The following is a 23,566-nucleotide window of genomic DNA, read 5'->3' as shown; positions in this document are numbered from 1 at the left end:
GCTATTTTTCTGATAGCGCCTATTGTCAACGTGCAGGACTCAGCGTTGTGGCATATCCTTGGCCGAATAACCTAGGCTCACGGTCGCGTCTTCGGGGATGGGTGGCATCGTTGCATTCCAGTCTTCCCATTGGTTGCGCATGTTCGCAAGGCGGTCTGGCTGCTTTTTTGCAAGGTTGGCGCGCTCCCGCTCATCGGCGGGAATGTTGAAAAGGTAGTCATTGCCGTCCACCCGCAAATATTTCCAGTCACCCTCACGCAGGGCACGTTGACCGCGGTGGTTCATGCGCCAGTACAAGGCCGTGCTGAAGTTTGCCGCGGGGTTTCGCAATACGCGGGCCAGCGATACGCCATCTGGCGCGTAGCCTGATGGCATGACGGCGCCGCCCAATTCCAGCAGGGTCGCCGACCAGTCCATCGTCATGCACTGCTGCGTCGTCACGGTTCCTGCAGGAACAGCCACCGGCCAATGGGCAATCCAGGGGACGCGTATTCCGCCCTCGGTTAAATCCATCTTGCCCCCCACCAATGGCCAGCTGTCGCTAAACCGTTCGCCACCGTTGTCGCTGGTGAAAACGATCAAGGTGTTGTCGAGCTGGCCGGTCTCTTTCAGCGCGTTGACGATCCAGCCAATACCTTCGTCCATGTGGTGGATCATGCGTTGGTAGGTATGGATATTGCCGCCATCCAAATGAAACAGGTTGCTTTTTATGTCGGCTACGAGTGCGTGGTCTTCCCGTGTTTCCCATGGCCAATGCGGCGCTGTGTAGTGCAGACTCAGGAAGAACGGTTTGTCTTGCGATGCTGTTGGAGCCATGCGCTGCACATAGTCTACTGCGCGTTGGGACAGCAGGTCGGTCAGGTAACCCACCTCCATTTTTTCCTCTTCGCCGCAATACAGGTCGTGTTGCCCATTGGTCCCCGCATGGGAGAAATAGTCCACACCACCGGACATGGGGCCGAAAAATTCTTCGTAGCCAGACCGCAAGGGACTGAAATGTGGGGGATAGCCCAGATGCCATTTCCCGATAAGCGCCGTGTGATAACCCGCAGCCCGCAGTTGCGATGGAAGGGTGGGATGGTCCGGCGACAGGCCCAGGAGTGTGCTGCCTTTGCTGCGTCCATTGATGGGTTCTTCTGCTGCCCCGCGCAAGCGGTATTGATAACGTGCCGTCATCAGCGCAAAGCGTGTCGGTGAGCACACCGGCGAGTTGGAATAGCCTTGCGTAAACCGCAATCCTGCCGCCGCCAATTCGTCCAGTACGGGCGACACAGGACCAAATTGCGCATCGCGTCCGCCATAACAACCCAGGTCTGCAAACCCCAGGTCATCGGCCACGATGAAGATGATGTTGGGGCGTTTTATATCCATGGTCATGCGTCGTTCTTTATTCAAGTACGAGCTTGATCCGGCGGGCAACGTCGCCCCATTTTTTGGAATCTGCTGCAAGGCGCTGTGCAGCCTCAGCACCGCTGCTGGCGATTACTTCCTGGTCACTCAGCCGCAGTTTCTCAATGAGGTCGGGTGTTTTGAGTGCTGCCACCATGGCTGACTGCATGCTTTGCACCGTCGCTGCAGGTGTCCCTTTCGGGGCAAACAATAGCAGCGAAAAAGTTGCATCAAATCCGGGGTAACCTGACTCGGCCACGGTCGGCACTTCGGGCAACAACAGGGAACGCTTTGAACCCGAAATGGCCAGTGCGGTCAAGCGGCCTGCGCGCACGTGCGGCAACACGGTCGGCCCTGCAAGAAAGCCGCACTCCACCTGTCCGCCCAGCATGTCTTGCATGGCAGGCGCGGGGCCCTTGTAAGGAACATGCAGCATTTGGATGCCCGCCGTTGCCTTGAGAAGCTCCGTCGTCAAATGCCCTGGAGAGCCCGGACCACCAGAGGCATAACTTAACTCCTTCTCTTTGGCTTTTCGGACCAAATCGGTCAAAGTTTTTACCCCCACATTGGGGTTGCACACCAGTATCTGGCTGAATGAACTGGCCCGGATGACGGGCTCCAGATCGGTCACCTTGAACTGCATCTTCTCGTACACGTGGGGGTTCACCGTGATCGTCGTGTCGGTGGTCCATAGCCAGGTGTAGCCATCGGGCGTGGCACGCGCTACCTCAGCAGCACCGAGATTGCCGTTCGCGCCGGGCTTGTTTTCAAGCACCAAAGGCTGCTTCAAAATCGGCTGCATCTTCTCCATGGCCGAGCGCAATACGATGTCGCTAGGTCCACCTGGAGGCAGGGGAACAATAATTTTGATGACTTTGTCGGGCCAGCTTTGGGCTGAAGCGAGCGAAGCACTCACAATGGATGCCACAGCCACAAACTGCCTGGCCCATGTTGCTAGAGAGGTCGTCATGTCTATTCCTTTGCAGATTGCAGATGCCGCATGCTAGTGTGCCACGAATTACTTGTTCTAATCAATTGCTGATCGGGTAAACCCTTGCCGACATCCCACTATTTGTCCCCAGTAGGCATTGAAGATCTGTTCCTTTACAGAGTGGCCCGCTTGCATGCCACTGCCGGAGCGCCCGTTGTACGTATCTGCGAAGGCGGCCATGGCGTTACGCGACGTGAATGGCGTCTCTTGCTCGTGCTTGCGCAATATGGAGCCATGTCTTCATCCGACCTGGCACAGGCTGCCCAACTGGAGTGGGGGCTCGTGTCCAAAACACTGGGACGCCTGCAAACAAAAGGCTTGGTCTCTCGCACGCCAAAACCGAATGACCGGCGCAGGGTTCTCATTGCACTGACGGAGAAAGGTACGCTGGTGTACCAGCAAGTGTTCCCGAAGGTGATTGATATCAACCGCACCCTGCTCACTGTGCTGTCGGACTCCCAACTGGAGCAGTTGGATACTATTTTGTCGCTGCTGCAACAAAGGGCGGATGATCCCGCCTGGCTGGATGATCTGCCAAAGTCCCAACGGCGTCTGGGTGGTCGCAACTAGCGGCTGTGCACACCGTGCCATGCGTCGGCGCGGCTCATTTTTAAGGAAAATAGGCCTCTAGCCCTCATGGGGATTGCGCAAGCAGCTACTGAATAGATAGCAAATTCAGCGATCCCAGTGGACTCTGCCGGTGCATTCCGTTCGTGTTGAGCTTGTCGAAACGCAGCCCTTACCAATCAAGAAAGTGCAGAGGGCTTCGACAAGCTCAGCCCGAACGGGGCATATTTTTGCGCAAGGTTGCCTACCCCTGCTTGCTCTCCAGCAGCTTCACCAGCGACCACAAGACGCGATTCGCCGGTGTGGCAATGCCCCGCGCTTGGCCGCGGCGTACCACCAGGCCGTTGAGGTAATCGATCTCGCTTTTCTTGCCACGCGCCAGGTCTTGCGCGGTGGAGGAAAACTGTCCGGGCATGGTGTCAAAGATCATGCGAATGGCGGCGTTTACGTCGCCTGCCACCTGCACACCTTCGGCCTTTGCCACCGCCAGGCATTCATTAACCACGTCGCGCATCAGGTCCTGCACACCCTCGCCTATCGCGGTCTTGCCGTAGGGCAACTGGGTGATGGCGGACACCGCGTTGTAGGCGCAGTTAAGAATCAGCTTGAGCCACAGCGCGCCGCGCACGTTATCCGACACCACGGTGGGCACCGCAGCGGCCACCAGCGCTGGGGCCACGGCGGCGGCAGACGGTTCGACCACCAGGTCGCCACGCCCGTGGTGCTTCACATGGCCGGGGCCGGCCATCTCGGTCGCCACATAGACCACGGCGGCCGCCACGGTATGGTTAGTCAGAACGGCCTGCAGGCGCTCGGCGTTGTCCACGCCGTTTTGCAGGCACAGCACCAGCGTGTCGGGCGCCAGATGCGGCAGGATTTGTGCGCCAGCAGCTTCGGTGTCGGTGGACTTGACGCAGAACAGCACCAGGTCGGTGCCCCGCACGGCGCTGGCCTCGCTGCTTGCCGCCAGGCGCACTTGTTCGTCAAAGGTTTTTGTCTCCATGCGCAGGCCATTCGCCGCAATCGCCTGCACATGTGTGGGCCGGGCGATCAGCGTGACGGTGTGGCCGGCGCGGGCCAGCATGCCGCCGTAATAACAACCCACGGCGCCTGCGCCCATAACGGCGACTTTCAAAGATGGTTTGGCAGGCACTGCAGGGGTCATGTGAACTCGCAAGGTGGGTTAGGGACGTACCATTCTAGGCAGGGGCACCTTCCCCTACACTCGCAAACACCATTTCCAGCCCCCACTGCCATGACCAGCACCACCGACCTCGAACGCCTGGCCCACCAGGAAGAACGCCTGCAGTTCCACACCTTTGACCAGAGCACCGCCTGGGCGCTGGGCACGCTGATCAAGGAGCTGAGTGAAGCACGCCGTGTGGCACTGACCATCGAGATCCGGCTGGCGAAAGAGACGGTGTTTTTTTACGCCATGCCGGGCACCGGCCCTGGCAATGCCGACTGGGCACGGCGCAAGCGCAACACGGTGGAACTGCTGCACACCAGCTCCTACGCCGTGGGCCTGAAGCTGGAAGCCGAGAACACCTCGCTGGAAGCCAAACAGGGCCTGCCGCTGCGGGACTACGCGAGCCACGGCGGCAGTTTTCCGATCCGTGTACGGGGTGTGGGCGTGGTCGGGGTTGCGACCGTGTCCGGAATTCCGCAGCGCGAAGACCACGGCATGGTGGTGCAGGCGCTGGCAGAGTTGTGCGGCGTTCCGCTGGCCGAAGTGGCGCTGGACTGAGCTGCAAACACCATGCGCCGCATTGTTCTTTGCACCAGTGTCCTGGCACTCCCCCTGGCTTTCCTGCTATGGGTGCAATGGCCCCTGCGCGACCTGGTGCAGGCCCATGCACGTCTGGCCAATGACTGGGGGCAGGTCGTCTTTGCAATCTACGCTGCAGTAGCAGTGTCTGCAGCCACCGTGGCGGGAACCCATTTGGCAGCCCATGGCAGTACGACGGACACCACGCATGGGCCCCGCTGGAAAGCGTGGGCGACTCTGCTGTGCGTTGCACCCTGGGCCGTATTCCTGTTGTGGGTGGGCGTTCCGCAAGCGTGGGCTTCGCTGACCCAGATGGAGAAATTTCCCGAGACCTTCACCCCGGGTTACTTTCTGCTGCGTTGGGCCTTGGTGCTGCTAGCCGCATTGGCTCTCTGGCAAAGCGTGGTGCAGCTGATGCGCCGCGCCGCGCCTTCGGCATGAGCACTGGGCTCGCCCCTTTCATGGGCCTGGCCATGCTCGTGGTGCTGGCCGTCCTGATTCTGGCCACCGGGCTTCCCGTATGGGCCTTGTTGATTGCCTGCGCGAGCCTGTTTGCCGCCGCAGGCTGCTTGCTGGGTGGCATGGACGCCCATGTGCTGGCGGCCGTGGGCGTGCGCACCATGGGCTTGCTGGAACATGACCTGCTGCAGGCGCTGCCGCTGTACGTGCTGATGGGGGTGCTGCTGCAGCGCCTGCATGTGGCCGATGCGGTGTACGCGCTGCTACAACGCCTATTGCGGCGTACCCCGGCCAGCGGGGCCCTGGCGGCTCTGGGCGTAGGCGCACTGATTGCGCCCATGAATGGATCGGTGGCCTCCAGCGCGTCGCTGCTATCGCGGCTGGTTGCACCGCGGTTGCGCGGGCTGGCTACCGCGCGCGCCATGGCGCTGGTCAGTGCCTCGGCCACGATTGGCGTGGTGGTGCCGCCTTCGCTGGTGCTGATCCTGCTGGGCGACGCCATGCTGCGCGCCCACACCGAGGCCAGCAACCTGCCCGGCTACCACGTAGTACAGCGCATCATCAATACGCAGGACGTTTTTCTGGCGGCACTGCTGCCGGCCATGGCGGTATTGGTATTGTGGTTTGGCGTGGCCTGGTGGCAAGGGCGCAAGCCAAGCGGCACACCGGTCAGCGCCCCAGCCACCACCACACTCACGGCCCGGCAGGGATGGGCGGGTGCGCTGGCCATCGTCGGAGTGATCGCGCTGCTGGCATCGGTGTTCACTGGCAAGCTCTACGCGGTGGAAGCTGCCGCTACCGGCGCCATGGTGTTGCTGCTGTGGGCGGCACTGGCGCGCGCCATGACGGTGGATCAATGGCAAACCGCCTTGCAGGAAACCATGGAGCTCAGTGGCGCGCTGTTTGCCCTGTTGCTGGGGGCCAATACCTTCAGCCTGGTGTTCCGGCTCTGGGGAACCGATCAGTGGTTGGCAACCCACATTCTGGCCTCACCCTGGCCACTGCAGGCCACTGCGGCGGCTGTGCTGCTGGGGGTGGCACTGTGTGCCTGGGTGCTCGATGCGTTTGAAATGATTTTTGTCATCATCCCCATCGTGGCGCCGCCGCTGGTGCTCTGTCTTGGGGACGCGCAGCAGGCTGCCGTACTGCTTTTGCTGGTGCTGCAAATCAGCTTTCTGATTCCGCCCATGGGTTATGCCGTCATGATGGCACGCACCCAGGGTGGCCTGGGGCGGGTCGGCACCCGCGCTTTGCTCACGGCCCTGCTGCCCTACTGGTGTGCGCAGGTGCTGGTCAGTGCCGTGGTGTTTGCCATGCCATCCGCTGTGCATGGCCTGGATGCCCCGCCGCCTGCGGCCACTGCGGCGCAGCCCTCGGCGGACGATGACATCGAGAAAAGCATGCGCGAGATGTCGGCCCCGGCCGAAGACACCAAACCCTGAGCCGCCGCCCTAGCGCCGCCGCGCCGAGCGTACGCCGCTGAGTTCGTTGACGATACCCAGCACCTTGGCCAGGCGCCCGGACTCGGCCACTTCCACGGTAAATGTCATCCAGGCCATGCCCTTGATGCTTTGCGTCTGCACACCAATGACGTTCATTTTTTCCTTGGCAAACACTTCGGAAATATCGCGCAGCAGGCCCTGGCGGTCGTTGGCCTGCACGGCCACATCCACCGGATAGACATTGCCGTCCTTGGCACCGGGTGTGCCCCACTCCACGTCGATCACGCGGTCACCGCTGCGTGTCACCATGTTGCGCAGGTTGGAGCAATCCGAACGGTGCACGCTGACACCCTTGCCACGCGTGACAAAACCGCTGATCAGGTCGGGGGGTGCGGGTTTGCAACACTTGGCCAGTTGCGTCATCAGCGAGTCCACGCCCACCACCAGCACGCCGCCCTTGCCACCACCGGCCGCGCGCGGCTTCTTGAGCGGCATGTAGTCGTCTTGCGTAGGCGCGGGTTCGGGGGGACGCAGCAGGGTTTCGATGTTGCGCAATGAAAACTCATCTTTGCCCACCACCTCAAACAGCGCTTCCGCGTTATTGAAGCCCAACTGGCTGGCCAGGTCGTCGAGCTTGATGGCGGTCTTGCCTTCGCGCTGCAGCAGTTTTTCCACCGCCTCACGGCCCTTGGCCACCGTCTCGCCCATGGCAAGCGCGTTGAACCAGGCACGCACCTTGGCACGCGCGCGGTGGCTGACCAGAAAACCGAGTTCGAGGTTGAGCCAGTCGCGCGAGGGGCCACCTTCGCGCACCGTGGTCACTTCCACGGTCTGGCCGTTTTTGAGTGGGGTGTTGAGCGGCACCATGGCGCCGTCGACCTTGGCGCCGCGGCAGCGGTGGCCCAGGCTGGTGTGCACGCTGTAGGCAAAGTCCACCGCGGTGGCGCCCTTGGGCAACTCCACAATGGCTGCGTCAGGTGTCAGTACATAAATACGGTCGTCAAACACCGCAGCATCCTGCCCGCCCGATAGGTCGCGCTCCCAGGCCAGCAACTGGCGTAGCACGGCGATCTTGGCGTCGTATTCACCGGCCGCGGTCACACTACCCGCATAGCCCTTCGCACCGGCCTCCTTGTAGGCCCAGTGCGCGGCCACGCCGTGTTCGGCATGGTCGTGCATGGCCTGGGTGCGCACCTGCACCTCGATGGGCTGGCCCGCTGCGTCGCGCACCACGGTGTGCAAGGACTGGTAGCCGTTGGCTTTGGGGCGTGCGATGTAGTCGTCAAACTCTTCGGTCACCGGCGCAAACTGGCTGTGCACCCAGCTCAGGGCGGCGTAGCAGTCAGGCACGTTGGGCACCACGATGCGCAGCGCGCGGATGTCGTAGACCTGGTCAAAACCCAGCGACTTGCCACGCATCTTTTTGACGATGCTGTAAATGTGTTTGGGCCGGCCCTGCACGGTGGCGGTGATGCCCTGCGCGGCCAGCTCGGTCGCAAGTTGCTGCCGCAAGTGCTCCACGGCGGCCTCGCGCTCGGCGCGTTTTTCGTCGAGCAGCTTGGCCACCTGTTTGTAGGTATCGGGCTCCAGGAAACGGAAGGACAGGTCTTCCATCTCCCATTTGACTTCCCAGATACCCAGGCGGTTGGCCAGCGGCGCAAACACCTGCAGCGACTCGCGCGCCAGGTTCTCGGGCACCGGAAGCTTGGTCGCGGCAAAGTGGCGCAGCGTCTGCAGGCGTGAGGCCAGGCGCAGCATCACCACGCGCAGGTCTTTGGAGAACGCCAACAGCATCTTGCGCACACTCTCGGTCTGCGCAGCGGCAGTCTGCGCCATGGGTGCGGCTGTATTGCCCGCCGCCGTTTGCGCAATGCGTGCCATGCGTTGCACGCGCACCAGCTTGGTGGTTTCCACCGCCAAATCGGCAAAGTTCTCACCAAAGGCCTTGGCGATCACCTCATGCGGTTTGTTCAGGTGGTCGCAGGCGTAGACCAGGTAGCTGGCCGTCTGCATGGCCTCGGAGCCACCGATGGATTTGAGGATGGCGGCCACGGCGTCGGCATGCGCCAGCACGTTTTCACCGGTGTCCAGCGTTTCGCTGGCCAGAAGTGGCTCTGCAAACGCGCGGGCACGCGCCAGCGCACCAACCTGCTCGGGCAGGTTTTCCGACGTGGCCGCAATGACTTGTGGGGGGGCCAGGCTGGGGTGCTCGGCCGACAAACTTTTCATGGAGTCTCTATATTCGGGGTCGGGTTTAGTCCAGCAAGAACGAGGCCACAGCCTGTACCTGGTCGTCGGCAATCAGCGTGGGCGCGTGGCCGATGCCGGCGAACTCCACCAGGCGTGCCTTGGGGCCGCGTTCGGTCATTTGCTGGGCGGTGTGGGGCGAGAGCAGATCAGACACCGCGCCGCGCAGCAGCAGCGTGTCGGCCTGGATCGCGTCATACAACTGCCAGACCATGGCCTCTGCGCCGGCCGCCATCTCCTGCGTCATGGCGCGCACCGGCACGGCAATGGCGGGGTCGTAGTGCAGCGTGACACCGCCCTGAGTCGCAGGTTTGACCATGTGGCGCGACAGCTCCAGCCACTGCGCCGGTGTATGCGGGCCAAAACTGGTGGAGATGGACCACATGGCATCGGCCGCTTGCTGCAGCGATTCAAACTGCATGGACTTGCCCAGGTAGGCGGCGATGCGCACGATGGAATCCCACTGCACCGTAGGCCCCACATCGTTCAGCACCAGCTTGCGCACTTTCATGCCTACCGACGCCGCATGCGCAGTCACCGCCATGCCGATCAAGCCACCCATGCTGGTGCCGACCCAATCCAGCGTTTGCGGCTTCAGGTGCATCAGCAGGGCCAGCATGTCGGCCGCATAGGCGGGCACCTGGTAACCCATGGGGTCGGCCAACCAGTCGCTCTGGCCGCGGCCCACCACGTCAGGGCAAACCACGCGCAGCTTGCCACCGGCTTGGGCCACCAGGGCCTGCGCCAGCACGTCAAAGTCGCGCCCCTGGCGCGAGAGGCCGTGCACACAGACAACCGTGTGGGCCGCATCGGGCGCGCCCCACTCCCAGTACGCCATGCGGTGGCCGGCACCAGAATCGGAGCAGGAAAGGTAATTCAGCTTGGGGTCAGCCATGGTTTGAATGCCTGTTTGATAATGACTCCATCCTAATTCAATCCCCCTTCCCCTTTTTGAAAGAAGCACCATGTTGAAAGGCAAAACCGCGCTCGTCACCGGCTCCACCAGCGGCATCGGTCTGGGCATCGCCAAGGCGCTCGCCGCGCAGGGTGCCAACATCGTGCTCAACGGCTTTGGGGATGTGGACGGCCCCAAGGCCGAAGTGGCCGCGCTGGGCGTGCAGGTGGCCTACCACGGCGCCGACATGAGCAAACCCGCCGAGATTGAAGACATGGTGAAGTTCGCCACCAAGACGTTTGGCAGCCTGGACATCCTGGTCAACAACGCGGGCATCCAGCACGTGGCGCGGGTGGAAAACTTCCCGGTGGAGAAATGGGACGCCATCATCGCCATCAACATGAGCAGCGCCTTCCACGCCACGCGCCTGGCGCTGCCCGGCATGTTGGCCGCCAACTGGGGCCGCATCATCAACGTGGCCTCGGTCCACGGCCTGGTGGGTTCGGCAGAAAAATCGGCCTACGTGGCGGCCAAACATGGCGTGGTGGGCCTGACCAAAGTCACCGCGCTGGAAAACGCCACCACCGGCGTGACCTGCAACGCCATTTGCCCCGGCTGGGTGCTCACCCCGCTGGTGCAAAAGCAGGTGGATGCAAAAGCCGCCGCACAAGGCATCAGCAACGCTGAGGCCACCAAACAATTGCTCGGTGAAAAAGAACCCTCGCTGCAGTTCACCACCCCCGAAGAACTGGGTGCACTGGCCGTGTTCTTCTGCTCCCCCGCCGGCAACAACGTGCGCGGTGTGGCCTGGAACATGGACGGTGGTTGGACAGCGCAATAAGCAAAATTAGGAGCCTTTTAGGCCCCTAGCCCTCATGGAACATGCGCGGTCAGCTACTAATTTAGTAGCACATTAGCGTTATTAAACCGTGCCGTGGGCGCGCTGACGCGTCGCCCACCAGCTCATGGCCATGGCGGCCAGCAGCCCCACCAGGCCAAACCAGTGCAGCGAGTACATGCCGCCATGGGCGATCAGCCAGCCACCGCTGCCCGCACCCAGCGCCTGGCCGGCGTACATGGCGGAGGAGTTGAGCGCAATGGAGCCCGAGGCCAGCGCCGGTGCAATGCCCACCAGCCGCGCCTGCTGCGCCGAGTTCGATGAAAAGCAGCCCAAACCCCACGGCACCATGACCAGCGCCACCAACACCAGGCTGGTCCCCAGCGGCCAGATCAGCAGACTCAGCGCCATGCTGCCCACACCCCACATCACCGCGCTCGGCGCGCCGATGCGGTCGATCTGGCGTGACATGAAGATATTACCGATTAGCCCGAACGCGCCAAACCAGGCAAACAGCAGGCTCAGCTGCAGCGGCGTGATGTTCAGCATGGCCTTGTAATACGGCGCGAAGTACGAGAAGAGCACAAACTGGCCGGCGGAATACAGCAGCGTCACCGCCACACACAGCATCAGCGCGCGGGACTGGAACGTCTCGGCCCAGGCCGCGCGCGACAGCGCGGGTGGTTTCACACCGTTGGGCATGGAGCGCCAGACCCACACCGCGCTCAGCAGGCTCAGCAGCGCCACAAAACCAAACGCGCTGCGCCAGCCGAACATGCCGCCAATCAATGCGCCGATAGGCATGCCCAACACGGAAGCCACCGACCAGCCGAGAAACACAAAGGTAATGGCGCGCCCCCGCTGCTCCGGCAGCACCAGCAGCCCTACACAGGCCGCGGCCTGGGGCGTGAAGATGGCCGGCGACACCACGGTGAGCACGCGAACCACCAGCAACGAACCGAAGTCCGGCATCAGCGCACTCAAGCCCAGGAACACCGCGTACCACAGCATGGACAACGCCAGCAGGCGGCGCCGGTCCCAGCCCGCCACAAAGGTGGCAAACAGCGGCGCGCCGATACACATGACCGCCGCAGCGGCGGCAATCAGTTGCCCGGCCACAGCGACGGAGACACCCAGCGACGTACTGATCTCGTTGAGCGTGCCGGGCACGATCATCACGCCCGTGCCGATGACAAAGTTGCCAAACAGCAGGGGCCAGAGAACTTTAGGCAATGCCGCAGAGGACGACTTGGCGGGAGTGGATGTCATGGTGGTGAGGTTGCAGGGTGCAGGCGTGTGCCAAGCCCGCGATTCTCGCAGGCAACCCGCACTGCAGGGTTCCGGGACGGCATTCCCCTGCGCTGCAGCGGGGTTGCCAGCGCCGGATACGACTTGCGCAGCGCTCTTGTCATGTGTGCGACACCGGGCTATGCTTTGTACAGACTCTGGAGGGCTACACCGTGTACAAGAACATCGTACTTGCCTATGACGGCTCCGACACCGGGCAAAAAGCCCTGCTGGACTGCAGCGAGCTGGCGCAGTGGAGCCACGCCACCTTATCGCTGGTCGCCGTGATGCCCTTCACCATGAGCATGGCGGCGGTGGAAGGTAACTTCTACAACCCCGAGCTGGAGGCGCGCGAAGTCCAGCGGTTTGAGGCAATCCTGGCCGACGGCCTGCGCCGACTGGCCGATGCGGGTTACACCGCTAGCGGCCAGTTGCTCAAAGGAGAGTCGGTAGAAGAAATCACGGGGTATGCAAACAAGGTCCAGGCAGACCTCATCGTGGTGGGCCACAAACACCTGGACAGTTGGGCTGCACGCTGGTGGCGTGGCTCGATCTCGGGGGCGTTGATAGAACACGCGCCCTGCAGTGTTTTATGCGTAATTACACGCTAGCCCTCATATAGACTGCGCAAGCAGCTATATTTTCAATAGCAAATCAGTTTACGTTGACTGCTTGAACGCCATCACCGCCTGGTTGCGCAGGGTGCGCAGCAAGGCCAGTTCCTTGTCATCCAGCGCCAGCGAGTCGCGCACCGTCTTGTCCGCGTAGATCAGGCCAAACGGCGCCCCCTTGATCTGCAGCGGCAGCAGCAGAAAGGTCGGCGCATTGATGGTCATGCGGTACCAGTCGGGCAGGCGCTGCACGATGCGCGCCTCCGAGGCGTCGCTGATCATGGTGTCGGCCCCCTTGATACACACCACGCCAAACAGGTCGGGCGTGGGCGCCTTCAAGTGGGTCTTGAAGACCTTCACACAACGCTCCACACCCTGCCCCAGGCCAAAACGTCCTGTGACCATTTCGGTTTTGGAATCACGCATGCAGAAAATGATGCGGTCAAACTCCATGGCGCGGTACATGGTCTCCAGAATCATGCGCAACACGTCGCTGAGTTTGAAGTCTTCCACCATCGCGTTGGTGATGTCCTGAATGCCCGCCGCCAGCGTTTCCGCCACCTGGCGGTGTTGCAGGGCATCCTGGTCGTCACCCATCTCGTTGGGCGTAGCCTGCAACTCCAGACCGCCAAACTGCGACATTGAATCCGGCGCTGACACCCGGCGTACCGGCTCGGGGGGCGGCTCGCCGCCCTTGAGCAGCTTGGCCGCTGCCGAACCCGGCGCCACACGGATTTCCATCGCCGTGGCCAGGTCACCCAGCTTCTGGCGCGCCCGGTTGGTGGCGATCTGGATGTCCTTGGCCGTCACGCCCATGGCCTGCATGTACTTGCGTGTGACCTGGGCCAGCTTGCCTTCGCGCTCCTGCGGGTCGCTGTGCAACAGCACGTCGGCAATTTCGTTGGAAGCCAGCGCGATCCATCGCACGCGCTCGCCATCGTCCAGCGGCACACGCGTCGGCGGGTCACCCGCAGGTTTGCGCATGCAGCGCTGAATCTCATCGGGCAGGTTCCAGGCCTTGGCAATGCCAATGCCCAGCGCCTCAAAACTCAGGCCCAGCACGCTGATGGAAGCCGATATCTCGGTCACCGGCTGACGCGGGCTGTGCATCATGCCGCGCACCCGCGTGGCCTCTTCGGGAAAGTAGAACTGCACCAGCAAACGCCCCAGGTTCTGGAACATGGCGCCAATAAACGCCTCTTCACTTTCGCTCACCACCGGGCACAACTCGCTGCCAATGGTGCCGGCCAAGAGCGAACGCAAAAACTCCTCCTTAAGCTGCGCTGCATGGGCCTTGTCCTGCATGTGCTCCAGCAGCACCAGGCTCAGCGCCATATTGCGTATGCCGTTGAAGCCCACCAGATGCACGGCACGTGACACCGTGCTGATGCTGCCGCCACGCCCGAAGTGTGCGCTGTTGACCAGACGCAGCAGCTTGTTGGTCAGCGCCACGTCCTTGAGAATTTCGTTGGTGATGCTGCCCACGCTCTCGGTTTCCGACGCGGCCATGTTCTGGATACGCACCACCGAATCCGACATGGCGGGGAAATCACTGCGGTGGCGCATGCGGCGCAGCAAAAACTCCAGCGTACCGCTGGTCACCGGCACAGCACCCGCCGCTTCCAGCGCATCGCTGGAGGCGGAGCTGGCCCACTGCTCCAGCTCGCTCTGGAAGATGCGGGCACTGACAAAACGCTGGCGCGGGTCGTGCACCAGCGCGCGGTTGACGATGGAACGCAGGCGGTCATCGACCTCGTTGCCCAGGTCTTCGGGCAGCACGAGTTGCTCGTGCATCACGCGGTAGATCGCGCGGAAGGGGTCAGCCTCGTCGATCAGGCGCCGGCCCATCAGCAACTCGGCCAACACCACGCCGGCAGAAAAAATATCCATGGACGCAGCAGGCTGCGCGCCGTTGGCTGCCTCGGGCGACAGATACCCGGTCGTGCCTTCGGCCAGCACCGGACCACTGTCACTGCTGTCATGGATACGTGCGGCAATGCCAAAGTCCATCACCCGCGCGCGGCCGGCGCCATCCACCAGCACATTGGAAGGTTTGAGGTCGCGGTGCACCACACCTGCGGCGTGTGCTGTAGCTACGGCGTCCAGCACATCAATCATCCAGGCCACGGCCTGCTGGGCAGGTTGCGCGCCGCGCTCGCGCAGGATCTTGTCCAGCGTGTTGCCCGCGACGTATTCAAAAACAAGGTAGGGCTGGTGGTCGTGGATGTCAGCCTCAAACACCTGAATGATGTTGGGGTGGTTCACACGTCCCACGCTGCGGGCCTCCTGCAGCCAATGGGCAACGGCCTCATCGTTGGAGCCTTGGCCAGGACGCATCAGTTTGATGGCTACCTCGCGCTCCAGGCGCGGGTCAAATGCCAGCCACACGGTGGACTGTGCACCCTGCCCCAGCACCTTGCGCAACTCAAACCGCCCCAGGTTTTCCGATGCAGGCGAAGCTGCCGCCCCGCTGAGTGGGAGGGTTGGGGAGAACGGTGTAGGTTCGGACATGCTCAGGGTGCGTCATGCGCGCACTTTTTCCAGCGTATGGCGCGGAGTATGACACCGTCCAGGCCAGCATGCCCTACAAAAAAACCTATTCGCAGGCTCCAGAATAGGCTTGCGTTTCCCATCTGGAAGCATGGCCCGAGACGCAGATGGCGTATCTCGCGGCTGTATGGTTCACCCCACCGGACCGCGGGTGACAAACTCCGCGAAATGTTTAGCCGTCATCGGCCTGCCAAACAAATAGCCCTGAAAGGTGTGGCAGCCATTGGCCATGAGGAAATCCCGCTGGCCTATGGTTTCCACACCTTCGGCGATCACGGCAAAACCCATGCTCTGGCCCAGCGTGATCACGGTGCGTGCAATGGCGGCGTCATTCGGGTCGGTCAGCACATCCTGCACAAAAGACTGGTCAATCTTGAGCTGGTCCAGCGGCAGGCGCTTGAGGTAATTGAGTGATGAATAACCGGTGCCAAAGTCATCGAGCGAAAAGCCCACCCCAAACGCCTTGAGGCTTTCCATCTTGGCCACGATGTCATCCAGATCGTTGGCCAGCAAACTTTCGGTGAGTTCGAGCTTGAGCCGGTTGGGCTGTACGCCACAACGCTCCATCACCGTGCGCACGGCGTTGACAAAGTCAGGCTCGTGGAACTGCTGGGCACTCACGTTAACGGACAGGGTCAGCTCCGAGAGCGCGGGCTTCTGGCTCCAGGCCACCAGTTCCTCGCAGGCCATCTCCAGCGCCAGCAGGCCCAGCGGAAGGATAAGCCGGCTCTCCTCTGCCAGCCCGATGAACTCCGCAGGCCCCACCAGCCCGCGCTTGGGATGTTTCCAGCGCAGCAGGGCCTCTGCCCCCAACACCTGACCGCTCGACGCAACCTGCGGCTGGTAGACCAGAAAAAATTCGCCGTTGGCAATGCCCTTGCGCAACTCCGTCTCCTGCTCGGACGCCCCAGCGACGTCGCTCATCATGATGTAGACCATGGCGTACACCGCACCCATGGAGAAGATCACATTGACCCAGGTACCGCCCACACGCACGGTGTCGGGCAACGCGTAACCCGCAATCCAGGCGTGGTTGGTACTGGCCAGCGCCACGAAGGCAATAAAACACAGGCCCGCCATCAGATGCCGCAGGGGACCGCGCTCATCGCGCAAAAACAGCAGGGCACACACGGCCAGCGTCAGCAGGAATAAATGGGTCGAGCGTGGGGCCGCCGCACTGGGGATGTCAAAGACGGCAGAGATGCCGAACACCACCCAAAAAATGCTGCCCATTAGCAGGTAAAACGCGCGGCGGGTGCGCTTGCGGCGGGTCCACACCAGAATCTGCACACCCACGCCAAACATAAGCGCATCCAGCGCCACGATGAACCACTCGTGCTGCATGGCGAAATACACGCCCCAGCACAAGCCCACCGTAATCAGCAAATAGCCGCCCATCCACAACATCATGCGCACCCGGCGCACGTGTAATGCGGTCAGCGGATTGCTGGTGGAAGTGCGGTGAGTGTCTGTCATGGCGTGCAACAGAGTGTAAAACCGCTTTGAAGAACGTGCGCTTGCCAGGCGCACGGACGGCGGGCGCTTTGGGAGGCGAGCAAAGCCAGCCCGTCCTGGCACAGGACCAGGGCGTCAGACACCGTGCACCACCACAACCATTGCCCGTCCCTCCCGCATAGACATGTCGGGAGATTATGACGGGGACGTCATTATTTCAGTTGAACCGATCCCGAGACAGAAACCACCACCGCCGATTTGCCAGCCTCCATGGGCACGGCAGCATCCGCCGCCATGGTTTTCATTTCCATCGCCGCCATGCGGGGGCGGGGCACAAAGCCCTGGTCATTGCTGTTGACCGACACTTCGCGCAGGCTGTAGCCGGTGAAGCCAAAACCGCGGGCAATGTCATTGCCCTTGGCTTTGAAGCTGTCGATGGCGATCTGCTGGGCCTCGGCCTCCACCTTGGCGCGCAGCTCGCGGCTCAGTCCGAAGCTGGCATTGGCAATCACCAGCGTCTGGATCTTGGCAGCGGCGGCCCCAATGCGGGCAAAGTCACGCCCCTCCAGCACCAGCTCGGTGGTGCCGGACCAGCCGGTGATCTTGCCGTCGCGGTTGTAGCGTGGCTGCAGGCTGAACTGTCCGGTGCGCAGGTCCATGGCGCCCGCCAACACGGAAGGTTTGGCCTGCACCAGCGCGGCGTCGAGCGCTTGTTTGAGCTGGGTCTGGATGACTGCAGGGTCCGCGCCGTCACGTGTGCTGGACAGCGTGAGCGTCAACAGGTCCTGCTGCACCTCCACGGTACCGCTGGAGGAGAGCTGCACCACATTGCGCAGTTCCACCGGAACTTGTTGGGCAAACAGGGCGCTAGCCCCCACCAGAAAAGCGCAAGCAGCTACTATTTTGATAGCAATTTTCACTATGGAATCCTATATAAAGAAACAAAAACAAGAAGAACGAATTGCAGAAAAACTGAAAGTCAAGGAGACGTCCGCAGGGGCTCGCGCCGCTGTTGTGCCAATTGTTCGCGCAGCGCCTGGCGCTCCTGCGGGCTGAGTTGGCGTCCCTGCCCTGCCCCGTCGGCGGGCCTGGGGGGCGCCTCCGGCTGGTTTTGCAGGGCGGCCCGAAGCGCAGCACGGCGTTGCAGTGCCTCACTGTCTGCCGCACCCTGCGCGCGCCGTGGCGGAGGCGACTGTGCAAAGGCAGTCACCAGGCAACAACTTAACAGCAGAAATAGGGAAATACGTCGCAACATCACACCTCAACGGCCCATGATCGGGCACGGTTCACATTGTTGGAGCAGCGAGTGTACGGTTAGCCGCTTATTTGTAACATTGTGTCAAACCATCTTCATTTGCAGTCCATACGGGCCACAAGCCGCGCAAAATTCGCCTGTTACAAATTTCACACTCCTATGCAGAACCCGGCTTCCCGACCCAACAAAATTCTGGTGGTAGATGACGATGCCCGCATCCGTGACCTGCTGCGCCGCTACCTGACCCAGGAAGGCTTTGATGTGCTTCTGGCCGAAGATGGCAAGGCACTCACCCGCGTGATGCAGCGCGACACCGCCGACCTCATCGTGCTGGACCTGATGATGCCGGGTGAAGACGGCCTCTCGATCTGCCGCCGCCTGCGCGCCGCCAACGACCTCACGCCCATCATCATGCTCACCGCCAAGGGCGAAGACATTGACCGCATCGTCGGCCTCGAGGTAGGCGCCGACGACTACCTGGGCAAACCCTTCAACCCGCGCGAACTGCTGGCCCGCATCCATGCAGTCCTGCGGCGCAAACCGGTGCAGGAAGTGCCGGGAGCACCGTCCAGCGACAACGAGGTGGCGAAGTTTGGCCAGTTTGTCTTTGACCTGGGCGCACGCACGCTGCACAAGGGCAGCGATGATATCACGCTGACCACGGGCGAGTTCGCCATGCTCAAGGCGCTGGTGCGCCACCCGCGCACACCGCTGTCGCGCGAGAAACTGGCCCAGCTCTCACGCGGCCGCGAATTCGAACCGTTTGACCGTAGCCTGGATGTACAGGTCTCGCGCCTGCGCAAGCTCATAGAAACCGACCCGACCACGCCACGGTTTATCCAGACCGTGTGGGGCGTGGGTTATGTGTTTGTGCCGGACGACGCTGCTTGAAACCGGGGTCTTCCGTCTTGACTGAAACCCAGGTTCAGGATTTCGGGGGCAGCGCAGCAGCTCCGCTGGAAGCACCGACATCCGCCGGCAGCGCCCTGCCCTTGGCTGACCTGAGCCTGTTCTGGCGCACCTTCTTTCTCCTCGCGCTCTTGCTGCTTGGCAGCATCCTGGCTTGGCTGCAAACCCTGCGCGCGCTGGAGTACGAGCCGCGTGCCGTGCAGATGGCGCAACAACTCGCCTCACAGGTCAACCTGAGCCGTGCCGCACTGGTGCATGCCGACGCCATTGCCCGCATCTCGTTGCTCAAGACCATGAGCGACGAAGAAGGCTTGCGCATCGTTCCGCGCGAAGCGACCGACCAGGTAACTCCGTATGACTCCGATGTAGTCCGCCGTGAAGTCACCAGCCGACTGGGCAAAAACACCGTGGTGGCAGCCCAGGTCAACGGGCAAGCCGGGTTGTGGATTGGCTTCGACATCGATGGTGACGCCTACTGGCTGATTACCGACCAGCAACGGTTCAACGCCGCGGGCGGCCGCACCTGGATGATCTGGCTGGTGGTTGCCGCCGCACTGTCGCTGGCCGGTGCAGCCCTGATCGCGCGCCTGATCAACCGCCCGCTGAAAGAGCTGTCGTTTGCCGCCAGCCATGTGCGCGAAGGCAACTTCGCTGCCAGCCGGCTCAATGAAGATGTACACACCAGCGAGATCCGCGAGGTCAACATCGGCTTCAACCGCATGGCCCAACGCCTGGCCAAGGTGGAGCAGGACCGCGCCGTGATGCTGGCCGGCATCTCGCACGACCTGCGCACCCCGCTGGCGCGTTTGCGGCTGGAAACTGAAATGAGCGTGGCCGATTTGGACGCCCGCGCCCACATGGCGGCCGACATTGCCCAGCTCGACGCCATCATCGACAAGTTTCTCGATTACGCGCGGCCCGACAACGTCAAGCTCGGCACCGTGGTGCTGGCCGATGTGGTGGACGCCTGCATCTACGCCTTCAAAGACCAGCCCGATGTGCGCATCCAGGTGCGCCTGGAAGACGACCTGCTGGTGCTGGCCGAAGAGGTGGAGCTGGGCCGCATCATCTCCAACCTGCTGGAGAATGCGCGGCGCTATGGCAAATCACCCGACACCGGTATCGCGCGCATCAGCATTGCCGCCAAGTCGCATGAAAAATGGGTGCTACTCAAGATCCGTGACCATGGCATGGGTGTTGCCGATGAACAGCTCAGCAACCTGACCAAGCCGTTCTACCGCGGGGAGGCCGCGCGCACCGCCGCCAACGGCGCGGGTCTGGGCTTGGCGATTGTGGACAAGACCGTGCAACGCATGGGCGGCGCCTTTGTGCTGACCAATGCATCTGACGGAGGCCTGTCGGCGCACATCAAGCTGCAGCGCTCCGTACGCGCCTGAGATTACGCGGAACAAGTCCGTTCGCGTTGCGCTTGGCCTGTCCTGCGCTTGTCGAAGGGGCGAAACGCATCCTTCACAACGCAAGAACCTGCCAAGGCTTCGACAGGCTCAGCCCGAACGGGAATAATTTTTCAGCGTTGCCCCAAGCAAGCTACAAGCTGGCCGCCAGCACCGCACCTTCGCGGATGGCCCGCTTTGCGTCCAACTCCGACGCCAGTGCTGCACCACCAATACAGTGAAAGGCAGGCATGCCGGGCTGCTGGCGTTCCGCGTCGCTGGGCATCAGCTCGGTCAACGACTCCTGGCCCGCGCACAGCACCACTTGGTCGACATCCAGCACACGCCCCACGCCACCCACCGTGATGTGCAAACCTGCGTCGTTTATGCGGCGGTACTCCACACCGGCCAGCATCTCCACACCGTTGCGCTGCAAGACGGCGCGGTGCACCCAGCCCGAGGTCTTGCCCAAGCCTGCACCGGGCTTGGTGGTCTTGCGCTGCAACAGATAAAGCTGGCGGTAGGGTTCGGCCGCTGCGGGCTGCACCAGCCCACCGTTGGACTGGGCCTGCAGGTCCACGCCCCACTCTGCACACCAGTTGTCTACCGGCACGGGCAGCGGGATGGCCGGGTCATGCAGCAGGAACTCGCCCACGTCAAACCCAATGCCGCCCGCGCCAATGATGGCGACGCGTTTGCCCGGTATCACCTTGCGCTGCAAAACATCCAAATACGACACCACTTTGGTGTGGTTGATGCCTTCAATGCCGGGTTTGCGGGGCACGATGCCAGTGGCCAAGATGACCACGTCAAAACCTTGCGCCAGCAACTGTTCGCGCGCCACGCGCTGGTTCAACTGCAGCTTCACACCCGTAATCTGCAGGCGGCGGCCAAAGTAGCGCAGCGTCTGCGCAAACTCTTCCTTGCCCGGCACTTGCATGGCGACGTTGAACTGGCCACCGATGCGGTCGCTGCCATCGAACAGTGTTACGTCATGCCCACACTCGGCCGCCACCGTCGCTGCGGACAAACCAGCCGGCCCGGCACCCACCACAGCCACGCGTTTGGGTGCAGCCGTCTTGCGGTACACCAGTTCAGTCTCAAACGCCGCGCGCGGGTTGACCAGACAGCTCGCGCGCTTGTTCTGGAACGTGTGGTCCAGGCAGGCCTGGTTGCAGCCAATGCAGGTATTGATCTCGTCCACACGTCCGGCCGCTACCTTGTTGACCCAGTCGGCATCGGCCAGAAACGGCCGGGCCATGGACACCATGTCCACACCGCCACTGGCAATCAGCGCCTCGGCTTCGTCGGGCATGTTGATACGGTTGGACGCAATCACCGGCACCGACACCGCGGCCTTGAGGCGCGCCGCCACGCTGGCAAACGCCGCGCGTGGAACAGAGGTGACGATGGTGGGAATGCGCGCCTCGTGCCAGCCAATGCCGGTGTTGAACAGCGTGACGCCTGCCTTCTCCAGCGCCTGCGCCACCTGCACCACTTCTTCCCAGCTATTGCCGCCCTCCACCAAATCGAGGATGGAGTGGCGGTACATCAAGATAAAGTTAGGCCCCACGGCCGCACGTACCTGCTTCACGATTTCCACGGCCAAGCGCATGCGGTTGTCGATACTGCCGCCCCACTGGTCGGTGCGCTGGTTGGTGCGGGCGCAGAGAAACTGGTTGAGCAAGTAGCCTTCGCTGCCCATGATCTCCACGCCGTCGTAGCCCGCCTTTTGCGCAAGCGTGGCACAGCGCACGTAGCTGGCAATGGTGGAGCGGATACCGCGCTCGGTCAGCGCACGCGGTTTGAACAGCGAGATGGGTGACTTCTTGGCGGATGCCGACACCACAAACGGCTGGTAGCCATAACGCCCGCTGTGCAATATTTGCATGAGTATCTTGCCGCCTTCGGCATGCACGGCGCGTGTCACCTTGCGGTGGTTGGGCAGATCGAAGATGGAATTGAGCGTACCGCCAAACGGCAGCAGCCAGCCGCGCCGGTTGGGCGATATGCCGCCGGTCACGATCAGACCCACGCCCCCTTTGGCTCGCTCGCCAAAGTATGCAGCCAGCTTGCCGTAGTTGTAGAAGCGGTCTTCCAGGCCTGTATGCATGGAGCCCATGAGCACGCGGTTGCGCAGCGTGGTGAAACCCAGGTCCAGGGGCTGGAGCAGATGGGGATGTTGGGTCGCGGTCATGGTCATAGTCATGGCGCGGGTCAGGTATTTTTGGTGAGCAAGATGACAGCGCGCGCTTCCATGGCACGCCCCTCGCCCACGGGGCCCATCTTCTCGGCCGTCTTGGCCTTCACGTTCACCTGTTCGGGCGTGATGCCCAGCACCTGCGCAATGCGGTCCCGCATCGCCGCCTTGTACGGCGCCAACTTGGGCGCCTGGGCGATCACGGTACTGTCCACATTGCCAATCTCGTAACCCTGCGCCCGCACGCGGCGCGCAGCCTCGGCCAGCAGCACGGTGGAGTCTGCGCCCTTGAATTGCGCGTCGGTATCGGGGAACAAAGTGCCAATGTCCCCCATGGCCGCAGCGCCCAGCAGCGCATCGGTAATCGCATGCAAGAGCGCATCGGCATCGGAATGGCCCAGGAGGCCCTTGTCATGGGGAATCTCCACCCCACCCAAAATAAGCTTGCGCCCTTCAACCAGTTGATGGACGTCCCAGCCTTCACCAATGCGGATGTTCATGGATTTTTGTCTTTCTGAAACTCTTGGGGTTTGATGGGGCAAATTATCAACCAAGAGACAAATCGGGCTCCAGCCCTTATGGGATATGCGCAGGTAGCTTCTAAATTAATAGCAATTAGCGCATGAACGGGCACCGCCATTGGTTTGAAATAGACTGCCAGCGCTCATTCAAAGCGCTCCATAGCGGTCCTTAACGTTCAGGTTTAGCGGCGTACCGCACCGCGGACGGTTCGCTTCAATCCGTTGTTAGCCGGGCGCGCCGGTAATGCATGGCGACCGCACCGTTACGAAGTGGCGCTAACGAGACCAGCTCGAGCTGCCGAGTACTAGGTAGCCCGCCCTGATAAAGGGTCGGGCCGTGACCGGATATCCTGGGGTGGACGAGAAACTTGTACTCGTCGATCAGATCCAGTCGGTCCAGCGCGGTCGCGAGCTTACCGCTGCCGAGGAGTACGCCCGCTGGGGTCGCGTCCTTGAGCTTCTGTACGCCCGTGCGCAGTTCGCCAGCGATGTGGTGGCTGTTGTTCCACGGGAAGTCTTTTCTCGTCGAGGACACCACGTACTTCGGCTGGGCCTCCAGCTTGACCGCCCAGTCGCGCATCGCCGGCGGTGCCTCCACGTCGCCGCGTGCGACTGCAGGCCAGTAGCTCTCCATCATCTCGTAGGTGACGCGGCCCCATAACATCGCCCCGCTCTCGTCCATAAGGCGGGTGAAGAAGTCGTGTGTCTCGTCGTCGGCGATTCCTTCTTGGTGGTCGACGCAACCGTCCAGGGTGACGTTGATACTGAAGGTCAAGAGTCCCATGGTG

At 62.2% G+C, this 23,566-nt stretch carries 21 protein-coding genes; 9 read left to right on the top strand and 12 right to left on the bottom strand.

Going from position 1 to position 23,566, the window contains the following annotated elements; all coding sequences use genetic code 11:
• Positions 1–39 precede the first annotated feature (39 nt).
• A complete protein-coding gene (locus tag RS694_RS09510; protein ID WP_029707543.1) occupies positions 40–1,377 on the bottom strand; it encodes a sulfatase family protein in 1,338 nt (445 codons plus the stop codon).
• Positions 1,378–1,387: 10 nt separating this feature from the next.
• A complete protein-coding gene (locus tag RS694_RS09505; protein ID WP_244898415.1) occupies positions 1,388–2,317 on the bottom strand; it encodes a Bug family tripartite tricarboxylate transporter substrate binding protein in 930 nt (309 codons plus the stop codon).
• Positions 2,318–2,500: 183 nt separating this feature from the next.
• Between RS694_RS09505 and RS694_RS09500 the strand changes: the two genes are divergently transcribed.
• On the top strand, positions 2,501–2,950 hold the full coding sequence (locus RS694_RS09500) for a MarR family winged helix-turn-helix transcriptional regulator (protein WP_276324430.1): 450 nt from the start codon (positions 2,501–2,503) through the stop codon (positions 2,948–2,950).
• 241 nt (positions 2,951–3,191) lie between these two features.
• Here RS694_RS09500 and RS694_RS09495 read toward each other — a convergent pair whose 3' ends face one another.
• Positions 3,192–4,082: a ketopantoate reductase family protein gene (locus RS694_RS09495; RefSeq protein ID WP_029707546.1), complete on the bottom strand. Its 891-nt coding sequence runs from the start codon at positions 4,080–4,082 to the stop codon at positions 3,192–3,194.
• A 120-nt stretch (positions 4,083–4,202) separates the two neighbouring features.
• Between RS694_RS09495 and RS694_RS09490 the strand changes: the two genes are divergently transcribed.
• Genes RS694_RS09490 through RS694_RS09480 form a run of 3 tightly spaced genes read left to right on the top strand, consistent with a single transcriptional unit; the run spans position 4,203 to position 6,616 of the window.
• Positions 4,203–4,694: a heme-degrading domain-containing protein gene (locus tag RS694_RS09490; protein ID WP_029707547.1), complete on the top strand. Its 492-nt coding sequence runs from the start codon at positions 4,203–4,205 to the stop codon at positions 4,692–4,694.
• A gap of 12 nt (positions 4,695–4,706) precedes the next feature.
• On the top strand, positions 4,707–5,156 hold the full coding sequence (locus tag RS694_RS09485; RefSeq protein ID WP_051391865.1) for a hypothetical protein: 450 nt from the start codon (positions 4,707–4,709) through the stop codon (positions 5,154–5,156).
• A complete protein-coding gene (locus RS694_RS09480; protein ID WP_029707549.1) occupies positions 5,153–6,616 on the top strand; it encodes a TRAP transporter large permease subunit in 1,464 nt (487 codons plus the stop codon). Before RS694_RS09485 ends, RS694_RS09480 begins: the two co-directional genes overlap by 4 nt.
• A gap of 9 nt (positions 6,617–6,625) precedes the next feature.
• Here RS694_RS09480 and RS694_RS09475 read toward each other — a convergent pair whose 3' ends face one another.
• Positions 6,626–8,845: a RelA/SpoT family protein gene (locus RS694_RS09475; RefSeq protein ID WP_029707550.1), complete on the bottom strand. Its 2,220-nt coding sequence runs from the start codon at positions 8,843–8,845 to the stop codon at positions 6,626–6,628.
• Positions 8,846–8,870: 25 nt separating this feature from the next.
• Positions 8,871–9,758, bottom strand: coding sequence for an alpha/beta fold hydrolase (locus RS694_RS09470; RefSeq protein WP_029707552.1), 888 nt, complete (start codon positions 9,756–9,758; stop codon positions 8,871–8,873).
• Positions 9,759–9,828: 70 nt separating this feature from the next.
• Here RS694_RS09470 and RS694_RS09465 point away from each other — a divergent pair, with 70 nt between their 5' ends.
• Entirely contained in the window at positions 9,829–10,599 is a 771-nt protein-coding gene (locus RS694_RS09465) for a 3-hydroxybutyrate dehydrogenase (protein WP_029707554.1), read from the top strand.
• A gap of 81 nt (positions 10,600–10,680) precedes the next feature.
• Here the strand turns inward: RS694_RS09465 and RS694_RS09460 are convergent, their stop codons facing one another.
• On the bottom strand, positions 10,681–11,865 hold the full coding sequence (locus RS694_RS09460) for an MFS transporter (protein ID WP_051391867.1): 1,185 nt from the start codon (positions 11,863–11,865) through the stop codon (positions 10,681–10,683).
• A 191-nt stretch (positions 11,866–12,056) separates the two neighbouring features.
• Between RS694_RS09460 and RS694_RS09455 the strand changes: the two genes are divergently transcribed.
• Positions 12,057–12,494 carry a universal stress protein gene (locus tag RS694_RS09455; RefSeq protein ID WP_029707556.1) on the top strand — a complete coding sequence of 146 codons (438 nt, stop codon included), beginning with the start codon at positions 12,057–12,059 and terminating at the stop codon, positions 12,492–12,494.
• A gap of 48 nt (positions 12,495–12,542) precedes the next feature.
• Here RS694_RS09455 and RS694_RS09450 read toward each other — a convergent pair whose 3' ends face one another.
• The 3 genes from RS694_RS09450 to RS694_RS09440 all read right to left on the bottom strand — a co-directional run bounded on the left by RS694_RS09450 (position 12,543) and on the right by RS694_RS09440 (position 17,419).
• Complete coding sequence (locus RS694_RS09450) at positions 12,543–15,005, bottom strand: serine/threonine protein kinase (protein ID WP_029707557.1); 2,463 nt, start codon at positions 15,003–15,005, stop codon at positions 12,543–12,545.
• Between the two features lie 171 nt (positions 15,006–15,176).
• Positions 15,177–16,520, bottom strand: a complete 1,344-nt coding sequence (locus RS694_RS21050) for an EAL domain-containing protein (protein WP_051391868.1) — start codon at positions 16,518–16,520, stop codon at positions 15,177–15,179.
• Between the two features lie 191 nt (positions 16,521–16,711).
• Positions 16,712–17,419: an SIMPL domain-containing protein gene (locus tag RS694_RS09440; protein ID WP_029707559.1), complete on the bottom strand. Its 708-nt coding sequence runs from the start codon at positions 17,417–17,419 to the stop codon at positions 16,712–16,714.
• A gap of 1 nt (position 17,420) precedes the next feature.
• On the opposite strand from RS694_RS09440, the gene RS694_RS21010 reads away from it, so the two are divergent.
• The 3 genes from RS694_RS21010 to RS694_RS09430 all read left to right on the top strand — a co-directional run bounded on the left by RS694_RS21010 (position 17,421) and on the right by RS694_RS09430 (position 20,060).
• Positions 17,421–17,555 (top strand): hypothetical protein, encoded by a 135-nt coding sequence (locus RS694_RS21010; protein ID WP_276328880.1) that lies wholly within the window; start codon positions 17,421–17,423, stop codon positions 17,553–17,555.
• Between the two features lie 358 nt (positions 17,556–17,913).
• Positions 17,914–18,645: an osmolarity response regulator transcription factor OmpR gene (ompR, locus tag RS694_RS09435; protein ID WP_029707560.1), complete on the top strand. Its 732-nt coding sequence runs from the start codon at positions 17,914–17,916 to the stop codon at positions 18,643–18,645.
• 17 nt (positions 18,646–18,662) lie between these two features.
• Entirely contained in the window at positions 18,663–20,060 is a 1,398-nt protein-coding gene (locus RS694_RS09430; protein ID WP_081708617.1) for a sensor histidine kinase, read from the top strand.
• A gap of 151 nt (positions 20,061–20,211) precedes the next feature.
• Here the strand turns inward: RS694_RS09430 and RS694_RS09425 are convergent, their stop codons facing one another.
• The 3 genes from RS694_RS09425 to RS694_RS09415 all read right to left on the bottom strand — a co-directional run bounded on the left by RS694_RS09425 (position 20,212) and on the right by RS694_RS09415 (position 23,562).
• Positions 20,212–22,254: an NADPH-dependent 2,4-dienoyl-CoA reductase gene (locus tag RS694_RS09425; protein ID WP_029707562.1), complete on the bottom strand. Its 2,043-nt coding sequence runs from the start codon at positions 22,252–22,254 to the stop codon at positions 20,212–20,214.
• A 20-nt stretch (positions 22,255–22,274) separates the two neighbouring features.
• Positions 22,275–22,757 carry a 2-C-methyl-D-erythritol 2,4-cyclodiphosphate synthase gene (gene ispF / locus RS694_RS09420; protein ID WP_029707563.1) on the bottom strand — a complete coding sequence of 161 codons (483 nt, stop codon included), beginning with the start codon at positions 22,755–22,757 and terminating at the stop codon, positions 22,275–22,277.
• A gap of 235 nt (positions 22,758–22,992) precedes the next feature.
• Complete coding sequence (locus RS694_RS09415; RefSeq protein WP_029707564.1) at positions 22,993–23,562, bottom strand: dihydrofolate reductase family protein; 570 nt, start codon at positions 23,560–23,562, stop codon at positions 22,993–22,995.
• Positions 23,563–23,566: the final 4 nt, after the last annotated feature.

This window comes from Rhodoferax saidenbachensis, from assembly GCF_001955715.1.
In the GTDB taxonomy this organism is placed as follows: domain Bacteria; phylum Pseudomonadota; class Gammaproteobacteria; order Burkholderiales; family Burkholderiaceae_C; genus Allorhodoferax; species Allorhodoferax saidenbachensis.
Note: the sequence above shows the minus strand (reverse complement) of the source record. Positions and strands in the feature narration are given on the sequence as shown.